The organism is Halorubrum miltondacostae (assembly GCF_041379815.1).
GTDB classification, from domain to species: domain Archaea; phylum Halobacteriota; class Halobacteria; order Halobacteriales; family Haloferacaceae; genus Halorubrum; species Halorubrum miltondacostae.
Genome location: NZ_JBEDNY010000001.1, coordinates 356,714 through 370,887, shown reverse-complemented (window position 1 = coordinate 370,887; position 14,174 = coordinate 356,714). Strand labels below are relative to the sequence as shown.

The window sequence follows — 14,174 nt, the reverse complement described above, 5'->3', positions numbered from 1 at the left end:
CCTCAGTCGTCCGCGGCCCCGGAAGAGGACTCCTCCGCGTCGTCCGCGGGCACCGATTCGGACGATCCGGGCTCCGTCCGGTCCGGCTCGGTACCCTCCGGTCCGGCACCGTCCGAGTCGGCGGCGTCCGCGTCGGTCGCTCCCGTCTCGGCGTGGAACTCCTCCGGCGAGGCGTCGATCCGCTCAAACTCGCCGAAGTCGCGCTCGTGGTGCCGGATCATCTGCTCGACGATCCACGCGCTGTCCCGCTCGGAGTACCCCCACTCGGCGTCCGCGTCGGCCACCTCGAACCGGTCGTCCGTGGCGAGCGCGGCGTACAGGTGGTAGAAGCCGAGGACGACGTCGCCGAAGTCCCGGGCCTCGCCGCCGATCTCGCGGCGCTTCTCCGCGAGCTCCTCGCGGCCCGCGTCGGTGAGCGCGAAGTACTTGCGGTCGGGCTCCTCCTCGCGCTCGACGCGCTCGGCGACGCCCTCCTCCTCGAACTTGTAGAGGATCGGGTAGACGGAGCCGTAGGAGGGCTCCCAGTGGCCGCCGCTGATCTCGGTTATCTCGCCGAGCAGCTCGTACCCGTATCGCGGGCGTTCGTCGAGCAGCTCCAAGACGAGATACGATATCAGTCCTTTCGGCGGGCCGCTTTTCCGCATTGTCTCGGCTTTTCGCGGTCGCGTCGAAAGGGTTTCGATCACGGCGACACCGGCAGGACTGCCCGCGACCCCGCCCTCGATTTCCGCTTCCCGGGACGACCCGCAAACCCCTAAGTCGCGGGGCTCCAACCCGAGGTATGGTCGAGGCTCCACAGACCGCCGAAGGGTGGTTCTCGCTTCACGACTTCCGCTCGATCGACTGGGACGCCTGGCGCGACGCGCCCGAGTCCGAGCGACGGCGGGCGATCGAGGAGGGCGAGGCCTTCCTGAAACACCACGAGCTGATCGCCGACGCCGAGGACGGGGAGTCGGCGCTGTTCTCCGTGCTGGGACACAAGGCGGACTTCCTCTGTCTTCACTTCCGCCCGTCGCTCGACGACCTCTCCGCGATCGAGCGCCGGTTCGAGGACACCGCGCTCGCGAAGTTCACCGAGCGCGAGACCTCCTGCGTCTCCGTCACCGAGGTGTCGGGGTACGTCTCGGACGACTACTTTGAGGAGGGCGCCGACGCCGTCGACGACGGGCTGCGCCGCTACATCGAGGGGAAGCTGAAGCCCGAGATCCCCGACGACGAGTACGTCAGCTTCTACCCGATGAGCAAGCGCCGCGGCGAGGAGCACAACTGGTACGACCTCGATTTCGAGGAGCGCGCCGACCTGATGGCGGGCCACGGCGAGGTCGGCAAGGAGTACGCGGGGAAGATCAAGCAGGTGATCGCCTCCTCCGTCGGCTTCGACGACCACGAGTGGGGCGTCACGCTGTTCGGCGCGGACCCGACCGACATCAAGGACATCGTCTACGAGATGCGGTTCGATCCGGCCTCCTCGCGCTACGGCGAGTTCGGCGACTTCTACGTCGGCCGTCGGTTCCCGCCGCACGACCTCGACGCCTTCCTCGCGGGCGAGACGGTGCCGACCGGCCGCGTCCCGGGGCAGGACAGCGCCGGTCACCCCCACGGGGAGGAGAGCGCCCACGGCGAGGGCGGTCACCACGGCGACGACGGCCACGGCCGCGGCGAGGGCCACGAGCGCTCGGGTGCGGGCGGCGGCTCCGCCCACGGCGACCACCCACACGGCGAGGACGGCGGCAGCGAGGGCGACCACCCCCATGGCGGCGAGGAGGCCGGCGACGGAACCTCGGACGAGGAGATCCGCGGCGAGCTCGCCGACCTCGATATCTACGCCGGGACGCCCCACGGCGAGGACGTGTACGCCACGGTGCTGTACAGCGAGGCCGACGTGGACGAGCTGTTCGACGAGGTCGAGGGGCTCCGCGGCAACTTCGACCACTACGGCACGCACGTCAAGACGGCGGTGTACGAGGGGCGCCACACCGACCGCGCTGCCGTCGTCTCCATCTGGGACACCGCGTCGGCGGCCGAGACCGCGGGCGGCTTCCTCTCGGAGCTGCCCGACATCGTCGCCCGCGCCGGCGAGGAGTCCGGCTTCGGCACGATGGGAATGTTCTACACCGTCAAGCCGGACTACCAGACGGAGTTCGTCGAGACCTTCGACGACGTCGGCGACCTGCTCGCCGAGATGGACGGCCACGTCGAGACGGACCTGATGGTGAACACCGAAGACGAGAACGACATGTTCATCGCCAGCCAGTGGAACGCGAAGGAGGACGCGATGGGCTTCTTCCGCTCCGACGAGTTCTCCGAGACCGTCCAGTGGGGCCGCGACGTGCTCGCTGACCGCCCGCGCCACGTCTTCTTAGCGTAGACCGGTTGACCGCTCGGCAGAGACCGGTCGACCGTCGCCGTCCGCCCGCCGCCCGACCCCCCTCCGCCGACCGCCGGGTTTTAGGTGTCGTTGCGGCGAACGACCGGCCATGTTCGACACCATCGTGGTCGCGACCGACGGCTCTGACAGCGTTCGGCGGGCCGTCTCGGTCGCGGTCGACGTGGCGGCGCGGTTCGACGCCGAGGTCCACGCGGTGTACGTCGTCGACGCCGGCGAAGTGGAGTCGTCGCCCGACACGGTCCGCGAGGACCTCCGCGACGCACTCGACGACGAGGGACGCGACGCCCTCGACCGCGTGTCCGGCGCGGCGCACGACCGCGACGCCGCCCTCGACGTGACGATCGAGGTCCGCGAGGGGCGGCCGGCCTCGGAGATCGGCACGTACGCCCGATCGGTCGACGCCGACCTCGTCGCGATGGGCACCCGCGGCCGCCACGGCGAGAACCGCTTCCTCATCGGCTCCGTCGCGGAGCGTGTCGTCCGGACCTGCCCGGTCCCGGTGTTGACGGTGCGGCAGCTGACCGAGGAGGACCCGCAGCGGACGACGATCTGAGCGCCCGCGAGAGCGGCGGAGTTTTCCGGCTGCCGCCCGGCACGACGGTATGGACGACGACCTCATCGAGACGGGGGACGCCCCCCGATCGCGGTACACGAAGCTGCCGGGGAAGGGGTTCTTCTACCCGGACTCGCTGGACGACGAGCGCGCGGAGCGGCGAGCGCGGGAGACGATCGAGGGGAGCGAGGCGGTCGTGATCGCCGACGGCGACGCCGACGGCCTCGCCTGCGCCGCGATGATCCGGGAGGCGTACGGCGCCGCCCTGGACGTCGCGCCCTTCGAGGACGCCATCGCGGCCCGGCTGGAGGACGAGGGCGAGAGCGACGAGGCGGCCGAGACCGCGGGCGACGAGGCGGCCGACGAGGACCCGCTCGACGACGCCCACGCGCAGTCTCCGGTCGGGCTGCTCTCCGCGGGCCCGTACTCGATCGACACCGCGCTCGAACGCGTCGCCGCGCACGCCGACGACGGCATCGACCTGTTCGTCTGCGACCTCTGTCCCGACGACTACGAGTGGATCGCGGAGCCGCTCGAAGAGCTGGCGGACTCGACCGACGCGATCCGCTGGTTCGACCACCATCAGTGGGACGACGAGACCGCGAGCGCGGTCCGCGAGGCCGGCGTCGACCTCGTCGTCGGCGAGTCGGACGAGGAGTGTACCGCCGACGTGACGCTCCGCTCGCTGGACCACGCGTTCGACGACCGCTGGGCCGAGCTCGCCGCGGTCACGCGCGACCACGACCTCTGGCTCAAAGAGGACCCGCGCTCGGACGACCTCGCGGACTACTCCTACTGGGCGGGCGCCGAGGAGTACGCCGCCGTCGTCGGCGCGTACGGCGTCGACCTCCCCGAGGCGGTCCGGTCTTTCGTCTCGGAGCGCCGGGTCGAGAAGGAGGCGCGCATCGACCTCGCGGTCGACCGCGCGGTCACCCACGAGGTCGGCGACTGGCGCGTCGCGGTCACCTACGGCCGCTGCTCGCAGAACGAGGTCGCGGAGCGGCTCCGCGAGGCTGGCGCGGACGCCGCCGTGATCGTCAAGCCCGCGGGGTCGGCCTCGATCCGCGGCTCCGACGACTTCCGCCACGCCCACGAGGTCGCCGGGCGCGTGAACGGCGGCGGGCACCCGCAGGCGGCGGGCTGTAAGCCCGACATCTACGACGACATGCTGGACTACGCCCACCACTGGAGCACCGAGGGACAGGCGTGTCAGCGGGTCATCCTCGCGGCGTTCGAGGCCGTCGCCGAGGAGGTCGCGTCCGAGGAGCGCGACGCCCAAGAGGCCGAAGCGGCCGAGTAGGCCGATGGCCGATGTCTTCGTGGCCGGGGAGACGCTCGTCGACTTCGTGCCCGACCCCGGCGAGACGCCGGGCGAGGTGGACGGGTACGCCCACCGCCCCGGCGGCGCGCCAGCCAACGTCGCGGTGGGGCTCGCCCGGCTCGGCCCGCCGCCCGCGTTCTGGACGCGCCTCGGCGACGACGCGTTCGGCGCGTTCCTCGCCGAGAGGCTCGCGGACGAAGGGATCCCCGAGACCTACGTCGAGCGTGTCGCGGGGAAGACGACGCTCGCGGTAGTGTCGCCGCCCGGCGAAGACGGGCCGCGGTTCTCCTTCTACGGGCCCCGCGAGGCGACGTTTGGGTTCGACCCGAACGCGGTGCCGACCGAGGCGCTGCGGGACGACGGCGCCGCGGCGTCACCGGCGGGAACGAGCGGGCCGCCGTGGGTCCACCTCGGCGGCGTGGTGCTGACGCACCCGCGGGGGCGGGCGGCAACCCGCGAGATCCTCGCGGCGGCGGCCGCCGCCGACTGCCTGGTGTCGTTCGACGTGAACTACCGCCCCGACCTCGTCCCGGACGACGCGACGGAGTCGGCGTCGGCCGCGGTCCGCGAAGCGGTCGCCGAGAGCGACGTCGTGCTGTGTAGCGACGAGGACGTCGCGGCGGCCGGGCTGTCGACGAACGAGGGGGAAGAGTTGGCCCGTGACCTGCTCGGGTTCGGCCCCCACACCGCCGTCGTCACGCTGGGGAGCGACGGCGCGCTGGCGGTCAGTACCGACGACGCGCCGTGGGGCGCCGCGACGGTTCGGCACGAGGGATACCCGGTGGAGGCCGTCGACGCGACCGGCGCGGGCGACGCGTTTGCCGCGGGGCTGCTCTCGCGGCTCGCCGGAGGATCCGGAGCCGACCGCGAGGGAGAGCCGCTCCGCGACGCGCTCGCGTTCGGGAACGCGACCGCCGCGCTGTCGGTCCGGTCGGTGGGCGGCATGGGATCGCTGCCGTCGCGCGACGAGGTGGCGGCGTTCCTCGCGGAGCGGGAGTGAGAAAACGGCGGGGTCGAAGAGCGCCGCGCCGCCTACGAGGCGGACGGCGACATCTCGATGTTGAGGCTCTTCTGGACGAGCTGGGTGAACGCCATCGAGCACAGGAAGTACCAGAGGATCCACATCTGGATCGGGCCGACGATCCCTGTGTCCCACGTGACGGTGCCCGCGAGCGGGACAACGAGCTCCTGGGCGGCGACGGCCGGGTACGCGGCCTCCGAGCCGCGGTAGCCGATCACCCAGAACATCCAGAGGAACGCGGGGATGGTGAGGAACATGATCCACACCATCGGGCGGAACTGCTCTTTGAACATGCCGAGCTGGTCGCCCATCGCCTCCATCTGCTCCTCCTGGATCTCGTCGAGCGCCTCGTCGTCGTCACGCTCCTCCGCCGCCTTCCGGCGCTCCTGGATGTCCTTCATCCGCTCCTGGTACGCGCCCATCTTCTCCATGTCCATGAGCCCGGCGCGCAGGAGCGTCGAGTACAGCCCGGTGCCGAGCGCGATGACCATGATCACCACGTAGAACGGGACGACGTTCAGGAGGGGGCCGAGGACGACGTCTATCCCGCCGGCGATGGCGTTCCGGACCGGGCCGACCGCGTAGCCGACGAACGCGCCGAGCGTCGCCACGCCGGCGAGCTTGTCCCACTTCGACCAGGTGGTCGTCTCCGGCGTCTCCACGTCGCTACCGCCCGAGTCGTCCTCCATCCCGGCCTCGATCTCGTCGCGGTCGGCCAGCGCGAACCCCTCGTCGCCGTCGACGAGGATCTCCTTCTCGATGAGCCGGCCCCACTGCCCGCTGGTTATCTTGTCGCGGACGTCGACCCAGCGCACCTCGCCGCCGCTGGCGTTGTCGAGGACCACTTGGATGGCGTCCCGCATCTCGCCGTCCTCCCGGACAAGCGAGCGGACTCGCCGTTCGACTTTACTCATTAGCGACTGGTTAGCGGTCGACGGTTAAGAACCTTGTAGGATCGTCGCTCGGCGACGACGGGGATCGATCCGTGGCGGCGTCGCGGATCGGTTCGCGGCGGCGATGCCGATCAGTTCTCGACGACGTCGCGGATCCGGTCGAAGACCTCGTCTGGGGTCGCCTCGCCGTCGACCTCGACGAGCACGCCCTCGTCGCGGAAGTGGTCGACCACGGGCTCGGTGTTCTCGTAGAACACCTCGAGGCGCTCGCGGGCCGTCTCCTCGGTGTCGTCCTCGCGCTGGACCAGTTCGCCGCCGCACTCGTCGCAGACCCCGGGTTCTTCGGGCGGCTGGAAGTCGACGTGGAAGTTCGCGCCGCAGTCGTCGCAGACCCGGCGGCCGGTGAGCCGGTCGACGAGCACCTCCTCGTCGACGTCGAGGAGGATCACGGCGTCGAGGACCGTAATCGAAGAGAGGAACTCCGCCTGCTCGAGGTTGCGCGGGTAGCCGTCCAGCACGAACCCGTCGGCATCGTCGAGCGCGGCCTCAACGATCTCGTTGACGACCGGGTTGGGGACCAGCTCGCCGGCGTCCATGAACGACTTCGGCGTCCCGTACTCCGTCTCCATTTCCTTGTTCGCGCGGAGCGCGTCGCCCGTCGTGACGTGCTCGACGCCGTACTCGTCGGCCAGCTTCGCGCTCTGCGTGCCCTTCCCGGCTCCGGGGGCCCCCAACAGCAGGATTCGGTGACTCATATCGGAGCGGTCGCGGGCCGCGCGTAAAGGCTTGAAGATTCCGGCCAACCCTACTCGTCGCCGTCGGCCGCGGCGGACTCCTCCGTCGCCTCGTCGTCGGCGTGGAGCCGGAGCCCCATCTCCAGCTCGAAGCTCTCGGCGTCTGAGGTCTCGAAGCCGATCTTCTTGTACAGTGAGACGGCGGCGCGGTTCCACCGCTCGACGGTGAGCCACACCTTCCGGACCCCGTTCGCCTGCCCGTGGCCGAGCAGGCCGCGGATGAGGTTCGTCCCGATCCCGGCGCGCTGGTACTCCTGGTGGACGAAGATCGCCAGCTCGTAGGCGTCGCCGTCGGGGACGAGCGTCGCGTGCCCGGCCGCGTCGTCGCCGCACCAAGCGATCACGTTGTAGCAGTCGTCGGCGAGGATCGCGTCGAGCCACTCGCGGATGCGCTTTTCGCCGCCCGGCGGGATCCCCTGCGCGCGGTCGGCCGGGTCGAAGGTGTCGTACATCACCACGAGCGTCTCGTGGTCGGCCTCCGTCCCCTCGTACGGACGGATCTCGATCTCGCGGTCCTCGCGGTCGGTGAACGCGGTCGGCGGCGGCGGGAACTCGTCCGCCACCGCGTCAGGGTAACGTCGGTCGCTCATCTGACCAGCGTGACCGACGTCTTCGCATTCAACAGGACGAACTCCGCGATCGGCCCGATCGTGATCTTCCCCATCGGGCTCGTGTGTCCGCCGCCGAGGACGATCTCCTCGAACGCCTCGGTCTCGGCGATCTCCACCAGTCGGCTGCCAGGGTCGCCCTCGACGCGCCGCACCTCGGCGCCGATCCCCGCCTCGTCGACGGCCGCCTCGGCGCGGTCGGCGACCGTCTCCGAGGCGACCGACGAGTCGTCGTTGTCCACAACGGCGATCGTCAGGTCGTCGTTCGCGACCGCCGCCCGCTCGACCGTCCGGTCGAGCGCGCGGAACGAGTCGTCGCTGCCGCCGATCCCGCAGAGCACCTTCATGTGCCACCCCTCCACGCGACGATACAAAAGTGGATCTCCGAGCGGGCGGCCACCAACAAGTCTTTTGTTCGCCCGTGGGGTTTCAGACGTATGAGCGATCACACCGATCCGCCGACCGACCCGGCCGGTGGATCGGACGACCCCGCCGCGGACCGAGCACCGCCCGAAGAGGGCGGACCGGACGGGGACGGACCGGCCGACGCCCCCCGGGGTGACGACGCGACCGAGGAGCCGACGACCACGGATCCGGACGCGACCGACGGCGAGGAGCGGTCCGCGGCCGATTCAGACCAGACCGCGACCGGCGATGAGGAGCGGTCTGCGGCCGACGATGATGTCCCCCGAGACGTCCAAAAGTACGAGCGGTTCCAGAAGATGGACGGGGCGCGCTACGAGCGCGTCAACGAGTTCCTCCGCGACCGGACGTACATCACGGCCCGCGAGTGGGCGATCGCGCGGCTCTGCGCCGACTTCCGCACCGAGACCGGCGTCGAAATGACGAAGATCGGCGAGAACCTCCCCGAGCTCGTCCCGTTCATGACGGACACGTACACGCCGCAGGCGGTCAATCAGGCGCGCTACTCCTTCGAGGAGAAGGTGACGAAGGCGGGCGCAACGTTCCTCTACGGCGCGATGTCCGGGTTCTTCACCGCCGAGGACTTAGACGAGATGATGTACGAGGTGACGGAGGTCGCGAAGTTCCTCTTGGAGGTCGAGGGCGTCGACCTCGCGGTCGCCGACGAGCTGGAGGCCGAAGACAAGATCAGCGAGGTGATGCGCGACGTGCGGGCCTCCTCCGCGGACCTCCGCGGCGAGGAGGTCAGGTGCCCCGAGTGCGGTCACGTCCACGAGCCGACGGAAGAGTGACAATGAACCGTTTCCCGGGGGCGATCGAGGCGACGCCGGACCCGACGCTTGTCGTCGATGGCGACGGCGTCGTCCACGCCGGGACGCCGAGCGTCGAGTCGGTGTTCGGGCTCGACCCGGCGGAGCTTGCGGGCCGGTCGATCGACGAGGTGTTCGAGGATCCGACCGAGCTGGACTGGGGGAGCGCCCCGTCGATGGCGCCCTTCGAGGGCGGCGAAAGCGACGATCGCGACGGCGAGGAGGCCGACCGGACCGACGAACCGGAAGGCGCGGCGGGGTCCGGGCTCCGGCACGACGTCGCGGCGCTGATCGAGACGACGCGGGCCGGCGAGGCGCGGTCGCTGGCCGACGGGTTCGAGCTGGCCGTGCGCCGCGGCGACGACGTCCTCGTGCCGGTGCGGGTCAGCGTCGGGCCGTTCGAGCTCGACGGCGATCCGTACGCGGTCGTCACGGCGATAGACGTTTCGAACGAGCGGACGCGAAGGCTAGCGCTCCAGCGCCGCACGGAGACGCTCGAATCCCTCCACGAGGCGACCCGGGAGCTGCTGAAGACGACCGACAAGCGGGCGGCCGCCGAGGCGGCGGTGTCGTACGTCGAAGACGTGTTAGGCCACCCGCTCGCCGCGATCTGGCTCCACAACGAGGATGGGGACGCCCTCGAACCGGTCGTCTGGACCGACAGCGCCGAGGCGGTCGTCGGGGACCATCCGACGTTCACGGCCGACGGGTCGAGCATCACCTGGGACGTCTTCGAGAGCGGCGAGCCGACGTACGTGGCGGACGTCCACGACGAGCCCGACCGGTACAGCGACGACGCGGCGATCCGGAGCGAGCTCGTCGTCCCGCTGGGCCGCTACGGAGTGTTGAACGTCGGCGCCACGACCGCCGAAGCCTTCGACGACTCGGACCTGGCGATCGCGCGCATCTGGGCGGCGACGGTGACGATGGTGCTCGTCCGGATCGAGCGGGAGCGCCAACTCAAGCGCCGCGAGGCGGAGGTGTCGCGCGAGCGCGACCGGTTGGAGGAGTTCGCCAGCCTCGTCTCGCACGACCTGCGCAGCCCGCTCAACGTCGCCGCCGGGAACCTCGAGATCGTCACCGACCGGCTCGCCGAGGAGTCGATAGACGCCGCGGAGCTGAAGGCGGTGAAGCGCTCGCTGGACCGGATGGACGCGCTCATCGAAGACCTGCTCGCGCTGGCGCGGCAGGGCGCGGGCATCGACGAGACGGAGCCCGTGGCCCTGGCCGACCTCGCCGCCCAGTGCTGGACGACCGTCGACACCGAGTCGGCGACCCTGTCGGTCGAGACGGAGACCGTCGTCGCCGCGGACCGCAGCCGCCTCCGGCAGGCGCTGGAGAACCTCTTCGGCAACGCGGTCGAGCACGCGGGCCCCGACGTCGCGGTCGCGATCGGCGCGCTCGACGACGGCGACGGGTTCTACGTCGCGGACGACGGCCCGGGGGTCGATCCGGCGCGGCGCGACGAGGTGTTCGAGGCGGGGATGACGACCGATCCGGAGGGCACCGGCTTCGGACTGAAGATCGTCGCCGAGGTCGCGGAGGCGCACGGGTGGACGGTCGCGCTCGTCGAGAGCGAGGGCGGCGGCGCGCGGTTCGAGTTCCGCGGCGTCGACCTCGACCCGAGCGACGCGAGCGACGAGTAGGCGGGCGAGGGGCGACCACGCGCCGAGCGCCCCGTCAGTCGTCGGCGGTCGCCGCGCTCGCCGGGTCCAGTCCGTCGCCGTGGTCGGGGACCGTACCGTCGTCGTTCCAGCCGCGGAGCGCGTAGTACTCCGACAGCGCCGCGTCGAACCCTTCGATCGCGTCGGCGTACGGGAGGGTGTCGTCGCGCCGGTCGAAGCCGCGGGCGTTGTTGAACGCGCGCTCCAACTCGACGACTCGGGCGCCGAGCGCCTGGAGGTCGTCGTAGTCGGCGTCGAGGAGGGCGGCGAGCCGGTCGTCGGTCACCGTGCCCCGCGAGAACTTACAGACGACCGCGGAGTCGAGGACCGCGTTGCGGTTCTCCTTCGCGACGAGCTTCGGCGGCTTCCCGTCGAGCCCCTGCGGGTCGAACGCCTCGTCGGGGTCGACGAGCGGGTACTCGTACGGGTAGAACTCCCCGTACATGTGGTCCGCGCCGCGGTTCGCGGTCGCGAACGCGAGCCCCTGGCCGTTCAGCGCGCGGCCGTCGTGGCCGGAGAACGCCATCCCCTTGACCGTCCAGTCGTCAGCGCCGAACTCCTCGTGGGCGCGGTGGACCCCCTCCGCGAGCTTGTCGCCGACCCCCTCGCGGTAGGCGATCTGCTCCACGAGCGACCGGACGAGGGCGGCGTTGCCGAACTCGTCTTCGCTCTCGAGGAACATCGAGACGACGTCGCCACAGGAGATGGTGTCCATCCCGAGCTCGTCGCACAGCTCGTTGGCGCGCATCACGTCGACCACGTCGTCGACGCCCGCGTTCGAGCCGAACGCCATCACCGTCTCGAACTCCGGCCCCTCCGTCTCGACGCCGGTCGCCTCGTCGCGGGTGGGGAGCTTACAGGCGAACGCGCACTGCGAGCAGGTCCCCTTCTTGTACTTCTTCTCCTCGACGCGGTCGCCGGAGATCCCCTCGGCGCCCTCGAAGGAGGTCTCCGCGAAGTAGTACGACGGGAGCGCGTCGACCTCGTTCGCGAGCTCCGTCACGCTCGTCGTCCCCTGCCGTTTCATGATCGAGTCGGAGGTGGCCGCCTCCCGGTGGACCTCCCCCGCCTCGTCCGGCCATTCGAGGTCGATCTCGGGGGCCGCGTCGCCGGCGAACGTGAGCGACTTCACGCCCTTCGAACCGAGCACCGCGCCGAGCCCGCCGCGCCCGAACGCCCGCGTGTCGGAGGTCATGATCGACGCGAACCGCACCTCGTTCTCGCCCGCGGGCCCGACGCAGGCGACGTGTTCGGGCTCCAGATCGTGCGTCTCGGCGAACCGGTCGGAGACCGCCGACACCTCGGTCTCCGCCAGGTCGTCGACCGCCTCGAAGGTCACGTCCGGCTCGCCGTCCGGGCCGATCTCGCGGACGTGGACCGCGAGCAGCTCGTCGCTCGTGCCCACTATCTCGACGGCGGCGTACCCCGCGCCGGTGAAGTTTCGCGAGAGAAACCCCCCGGCGTTCGACGAGCAGAGGCCGTTCGTGAGCGGCGAGAGGCCCGTGGCGGCCATCCGCCCGGTGTAGGAGGTCGTCGAGTACTGCATCGGCCCCGTCGAGAGGAAGAGCCGGTTCTCCGGGCCGAGCGGGTCGGCGTCGAACGGGATCCGGTCGTACGCGAGCGACGTGTTGAGCCCGCGGCCGCCGACGAACGACGCCAGCCGGTCGTCGATACGGGTCGTCGACGCGGTCCGCTCCGTCAGGTCGATCGTGAGGAGCGGGCCCTGTGCGTGTCTCATGCGCGTACGGAGCGCGCGAGCGGCGATAAAACTCGGGGTGGGATCCGACGCCCGCGGTCGCGGGCCGTCAGCCGTCGAGGGCGTAGTGCGTCACGGCGTCGACGCCGGACGCCGCCGTGTCGAGCGTCGCGACGCGGAACGCGTCGTCCGCACCGTCGACCGGGATCGGAAGCCCGCCGGGGTTCACGCGGACGGTCCCGCCGCGCGCCTCGACGCCGTGCGCGTGGGTGTGCCCGTGGAAGACGTAGTCGTAGTCGCCGCAGTCGACGAGCGCGTCGACGAGGACCGCGCTCGTGCCGTGGGTGACCGCGACATCGACGGCGTCGCCCGCCCCGTCGCCATCGCCGAACGAGAGCGCGGCGGCCTCGCCGTGGTAGGTGCCGAACGAGTCGACGGTCGACTCGACCGCCCACTCCCCGTCGTTGTTCCCGCGGACCGCGTGGAACGCGAAGTCGGCGTCGAACGGCGTCACGGAGAAGGGCGCGACGAAGTCGCCGCAGTGGACGACCGCGTCGACTCCCTCGCGCTCGAACAGCGAGACGGCCGCCTCGACCGCGGCCAAGTCGTCGTGCGTGTCGGAGACGATGCCGATCAGCATACCGACCGGTCGCCGTCGCACTACTTCAACCCCCGGCTACTCGCCCGTCAGCGCCTCGCTCGCGGGCGCGAGGTCGATGGGCTGCCCGCGGCCCGCCTCGCTCGCGCGCTCGTACAGCATGTGCGCGGCGGCCACCGTCTCGACGCCGGTGCCGCCCGAGTCGAAGACGGTCACCTCGTCGTCGCTCGTCCGGCCCGGGTGGTCGCCCGCCACGACCGCGCCGAGGTCGGCGGCGATCCCCGCCCCCTCCTCGATCAGGCCGGCCTCGACGGCGGCGAGGTACGACCCGGCGTCCTGCGTCGCGCGCGCTCGGAGGTCGGGGACGTACGTCGCCCGCGCGACGAGTTCGGGGGGGAGCTCGTTCTTCGCCGGGTCGTACTGTCCCATCGCTGTGACGTGCGTCCCCGGCTCCACGTCGGCGTCGGCGATCACGGGCTCGCTCGCGGTCGTCGCGGTGATGACCACGTCCGCCCCGGCGAGCGCGGCGCTCGCGCTCTCGACCGCGGCGACGTCGGCGGCGAGTCGGCCGTCGAAGTCGGCGGCGAACGCCTCGCGGTTCTCCGGGGTCGGCGAGAAGACGCGGACCGCCTCGAACTCGCGGACCGTGGCGGTCGTCGCGACCTGCCCGCGCGCCTGCGCGCCGCTGCCGATCACGGCGAGTTCGGTCGCGTCGTCGCGGGCGAGCGCGTCGACCGCGACCGCGCCCGCGGCGCCGGTCTTGAACGGGTTCATCGACGCGCCGTCGAGCAGCGCGAGCGGCGCGCCCGACTCGGCGTCGAACAGCGGCGTCATGAACCACGCGTCGCCCGCACCGAAGCCGGCGGAGTAAGCGTAGCCGCCCATCGCGCCCGTCTCCGGGAGGACCGCGGCGTAGGTGGTGAACATCCCTGGCGGCTCGCGGTTGAACAGCTTCGTCCGCGGCTCGGCGGGCGCTCCTTCGCCGACCTGTTGGTACGCGTCGCGCACGGCGGCGACGTAGTCGGCCGGCTCCGCGAGGTCGTCGACCTCGGAACTCGAGAGGAACAGAGCGTCGGTCATACCCGGCCACTCGGGGCGCGGGGACTAAACGGTACAGGACGCGGCGACCCGTCGGGGATCAGACGGACGACCGGCCGCCCCGCCCGCCCTCGCCGCGGCCGGAGCGCGGCGCGTCCGCCTGCGCGTCGCCGTCGTCGACTGGGGCCCTGACGAACATCGCGTGGGCCATGACGGTGGCGGCGGCCACCGCGCCCGCGGGCAACGCCGCCGTCAACGACAGTCCGACCAGGGTGAAGAGGGCGGTCACGCCGATCAACGCTGCCGGGATGAGCCCGAGGACGTAGTCGTAGTATCCAGTCATGCTCTCGTTGAATACTAGTCGAAA

15 protein-coding genes are annotated in these 14,174 nt (G+C 71.2%); 6 read left to right on the top strand and 9 right to left on the bottom strand.

From position 1 onward, the window contains the following. Positions 1 to 2: 2 nt before the first annotated feature. The gene (locus ABNG04_RS01980) at positions 3 to 644 is read right to left on the bottom strand and encodes a PadR family transcriptional regulator (protein ID WP_371159586.1); all 642 of its coding nucleotides are present in this window, start codon (positions 642 to 644) and stop codon (positions 3 to 5) included. A gap of 137 nt (positions 645 to 781) precedes the next feature. Here ABNG04_RS01980 and ABNG04_RS01975 point away from each other — a divergent pair, with 137 nt between their 5' ends. The 4 genes from ABNG04_RS01975 to ABNG04_RS01960 all read left to right on the top strand — a co-directional run bounded on the left by ABNG04_RS01975 (position 782) and on the right by ABNG04_RS01960 (position 5,263). Further along, entirely contained in the window at positions 782 to 2,368 is a 1,587-nt protein-coding gene (locus ABNG04_RS01975) for a heme-binding protein (RefSeq protein WP_371159584.1), read from the top strand. Positions 2,369 to 2,477: 109 nt separating this feature from the next. Beyond that, a complete protein-coding gene (locus ABNG04_RS01970; protein WP_371159582.1) occupies positions 2,478 to 2,942 on the top strand; it encodes a universal stress protein in 465 nt (154 codons plus the stop codon). A gap of 49 nt (positions 2,943 to 2,991) precedes the next feature. Further along, a complete protein-coding gene (locus ABNG04_RS01965) occupies positions 2,992 to 4,242 on the top strand; it encodes a DHH family phosphoesterase (RefSeq protein ID WP_371159580.1) in 1,251 nt (416 codons plus the stop codon). A gap of 4 nt (positions 4,243 to 4,246) precedes the next feature. Beyond that, on the top strand, positions 4,247 to 5,263 hold the full coding sequence (locus tag ABNG04_RS01960) for a carbohydrate kinase family protein (protein ID WP_371159578.1): 1,017 nt from the start codon (positions 4,247 to 4,249) through the stop codon (positions 5,261 to 5,263). Positions 5,264 to 5,295: 32 nt separating this feature from the next. Here ABNG04_RS01960 and ABNG04_RS01955 read toward each other — a convergent pair whose 3' ends face one another. The 4 genes from ABNG04_RS01955 to ABNG04_RS01940 form a co-directional block, all read right to left on the bottom strand. After that, positions 5,296 to 6,198: a DUF106 domain-containing protein gene (locus ABNG04_RS01955; protein ID WP_371159576.1), complete on the bottom strand. Its 903-nt coding sequence runs from the start codon at positions 6,196 to 6,198 to the stop codon at positions 5,296 to 5,298. Between the two features lie 110 nt (positions 6,199 to 6,308). Continuing rightward, a complete protein-coding gene (locus ABNG04_RS01950) occupies positions 6,309 to 6,932 on the bottom strand; it encodes an adenylate kinase (protein WP_371159574.1) in 624 nt (207 codons plus the stop codon). A gap of 50 nt (positions 6,933 to 6,982) precedes the next feature. Beyond that, on the bottom strand, positions 6,983 to 7,561 hold the full coding sequence (locus ABNG04_RS01945; RefSeq protein ID WP_371159572.1) for a GNAT family N-acetyltransferase: 579 nt from the start codon (positions 7,559 to 7,561) through the stop codon (positions 6,983 to 6,985). Further along, positions 7,558 to 7,926, bottom strand: coding sequence for a universal stress protein (locus ABNG04_RS01940; protein WP_371159570.1), 369 nt, complete (start codon positions 7,924 to 7,926; stop codon positions 7,558 to 7,560). Before ABNG04_RS01940 ends, ABNG04_RS01945 begins: the two co-directional genes overlap by 4 nt. Before the next feature lie 90 nt (positions 7,927 to 8,016). Between ABNG04_RS01940 and ABNG04_RS01935 the strand changes: the two genes are divergently transcribed. Together ABNG04_RS01935 and ABNG04_RS01930 are read left to right on the top strand one after the other, a co-directional pair. Continuing rightward, entirely contained in the window at positions 8,017 to 8,793 is a 777-nt protein-coding gene (locus ABNG04_RS01935; protein WP_371159568.1) for a DUF5806 family protein, read from the top strand. 2 nt (positions 8,794 to 8,795) lie between these two features. Next, positions 8,796 to 10,457 carry an ATP-binding protein gene (locus ABNG04_RS01930; RefSeq protein WP_371159567.1) on the top strand — a complete coding sequence of 554 codons (1,662 nt, stop codon included), beginning with the start codon at positions 8,796 to 8,798 and terminating at the stop codon, positions 10,455 to 10,457. Between the two features lie 34 nt (positions 10,458 to 10,491). Here the strand turns inward: ABNG04_RS01930 and ABNG04_RS01925 are convergent, their stop codons facing one another. The 4 genes from ABNG04_RS01925 to ABNG04_RS01910 all read right to left on the bottom strand — a co-directional run bounded on the left by ABNG04_RS01925 (position 10,492) and on the right by ABNG04_RS01910 (position 14,150). Further along, positions 10,492 to 12,213, bottom strand: a complete 1,722-nt coding sequence (locus ABNG04_RS01925; RefSeq protein ID WP_371159566.1) for an aldehyde ferredoxin oxidoreductase family protein — start codon at positions 12,211 to 12,213, stop codon at positions 10,492 to 10,494. A 67-nt stretch (positions 12,214 to 12,280) separates the two neighbouring features. Beyond that, positions 12,281 to 12,811, bottom strand: coding sequence for a metallophosphoesterase (locus ABNG04_RS01920; protein WP_371159564.1), 531 nt, complete (start codon positions 12,809 to 12,811; stop codon positions 12,281 to 12,283). Between the two features lie 36 nt (positions 12,812 to 12,847). Then, positions 12,848 to 13,849 carry an ornithine cyclodeaminase family protein gene (locus tag ABNG04_RS01915; protein ID WP_371159562.1) on the bottom strand — a complete coding sequence of 334 codons (1,002 nt, stop codon included), beginning with the start codon at positions 13,847 to 13,849 and terminating at the stop codon, positions 12,848 to 12,850. A 58-nt stretch (positions 13,850 to 13,907) separates the two neighbouring features. Further along, positions 13,908 to 14,150 carry a DUF8015 family protein gene (locus ABNG04_RS01910; protein ID WP_371159560.1) on the bottom strand — a complete coding sequence of 81 codons (243 nt, stop codon included), beginning with the start codon at positions 14,148 to 14,150 and terminating at the stop codon, positions 13,908 to 13,910. Positions 14,151 to 14,174 lie beyond the last annotated feature (24 nt).

What these genes read in the sequence shown, in the direction of transcription:
- ABNG04_RS01945 (WP_371159572.1), bottom strand. Translation starts at nt 7,561, where the DNA reads ATGAGCGACCGACGTTACCCTGACGCGGTGGCGGACGAGTTCCCGCCG.
- ABNG04_RS01980 (WP_371159586.1), bottom strand. Translation starts at nt 644, where the DNA reads ATGCGGAAAAGCGGCCCGCCGAAAGGACTGATATCGTATCTCGTCTTG.
- ABNG04_RS01935 (WP_371159568.1), top strand. Translation starts at nt 8,017, where the DNA reads ATGAGCGATCACACCGATCCGCCGACCGACCCGGCCGGTGGATCGGAC.
- ABNG04_RS01950 (WP_371159574.1), bottom strand. Translation starts at nt 6,932, where the DNA reads ATGAGTCACCGAATCCTGCTGTTGGGGGCCCCCGGAGCCGGGAAGGGC.
- ABNG04_RS01925 (WP_371159566.1), bottom strand. Translation starts at nt 12,213, where the DNA reads ATGAGACACGCACAGGGCCCGCTCCTCACGATCGACCTGACGGAGCGG.
- ABNG04_RS01910 (WP_371159560.1), bottom strand. Translation starts at nt 14,150, where the DNA reads ATGACTGGATACTACGACTACGTCCTCGGGCTCATCCCGGCAGCGTTG.
- ABNG04_RS01970 (WP_371159582.1), top strand. Translation starts at nt 2,478, where the DNA reads ATGTTCGACACCATCGTGGTCGCGACCGACGGCTCTGACAGCGTTCGG.
- ABNG04_RS01915 (WP_371159562.1), bottom strand. Translation starts at nt 13,849, where the DNA reads ATGACCGACGCTCTGTTCCTCTCGAGTTCCGAGGTCGACGACCTCGCG.
- ABNG04_RS01930 (WP_371159567.1), top strand. Translation starts at nt 8,796, where the DNA reads ATGAACCGTTTCCCGGGGGCGATCGAGGCGACGCCGGACCCGACGCTT.
- ABNG04_RS01965 (WP_371159580.1), top strand. Translation starts at nt 2,992, where the DNA reads ATGGACGACGACCTCATCGAGACGGGGGACGCCCCCCGATCGCGGTAC.
- ABNG04_RS01955 (WP_371159576.1), bottom strand. Translation starts at nt 6,198, where the DNA reads ATGAGTAAAGTCGAACGGCGAGTCCGCTCGCTTGTCCGGGAGGACGGC.
- ABNG04_RS01975 (WP_371159584.1), top strand. Translation starts at nt 782, where the DNA reads ATGGTCGAGGCTCCACAGACCGCCGAAGGGTGGTTCTCGCTTCACGAC.
- ABNG04_RS01960 (WP_371159578.1), top strand. Translation starts at nt 4,247, where the DNA reads ATGGCCGATGTCTTCGTGGCCGGGGAGACGCTCGTCGACTTCGTGCCC.
- ABNG04_RS01940 (WP_371159570.1), bottom strand. Translation starts at nt 7,926, where the DNA reads ATGAAGGTGCTCTGCGGGATCGGCGGCAGCGACGACTCGTTCCGCGCG.
- ABNG04_RS01920 (WP_371159564.1), bottom strand. Translation starts at nt 12,811, where the DNA reads ATGCTGATCGGCATCGTCTCCGACACGCACGACGACTTGGCCGCGGTC.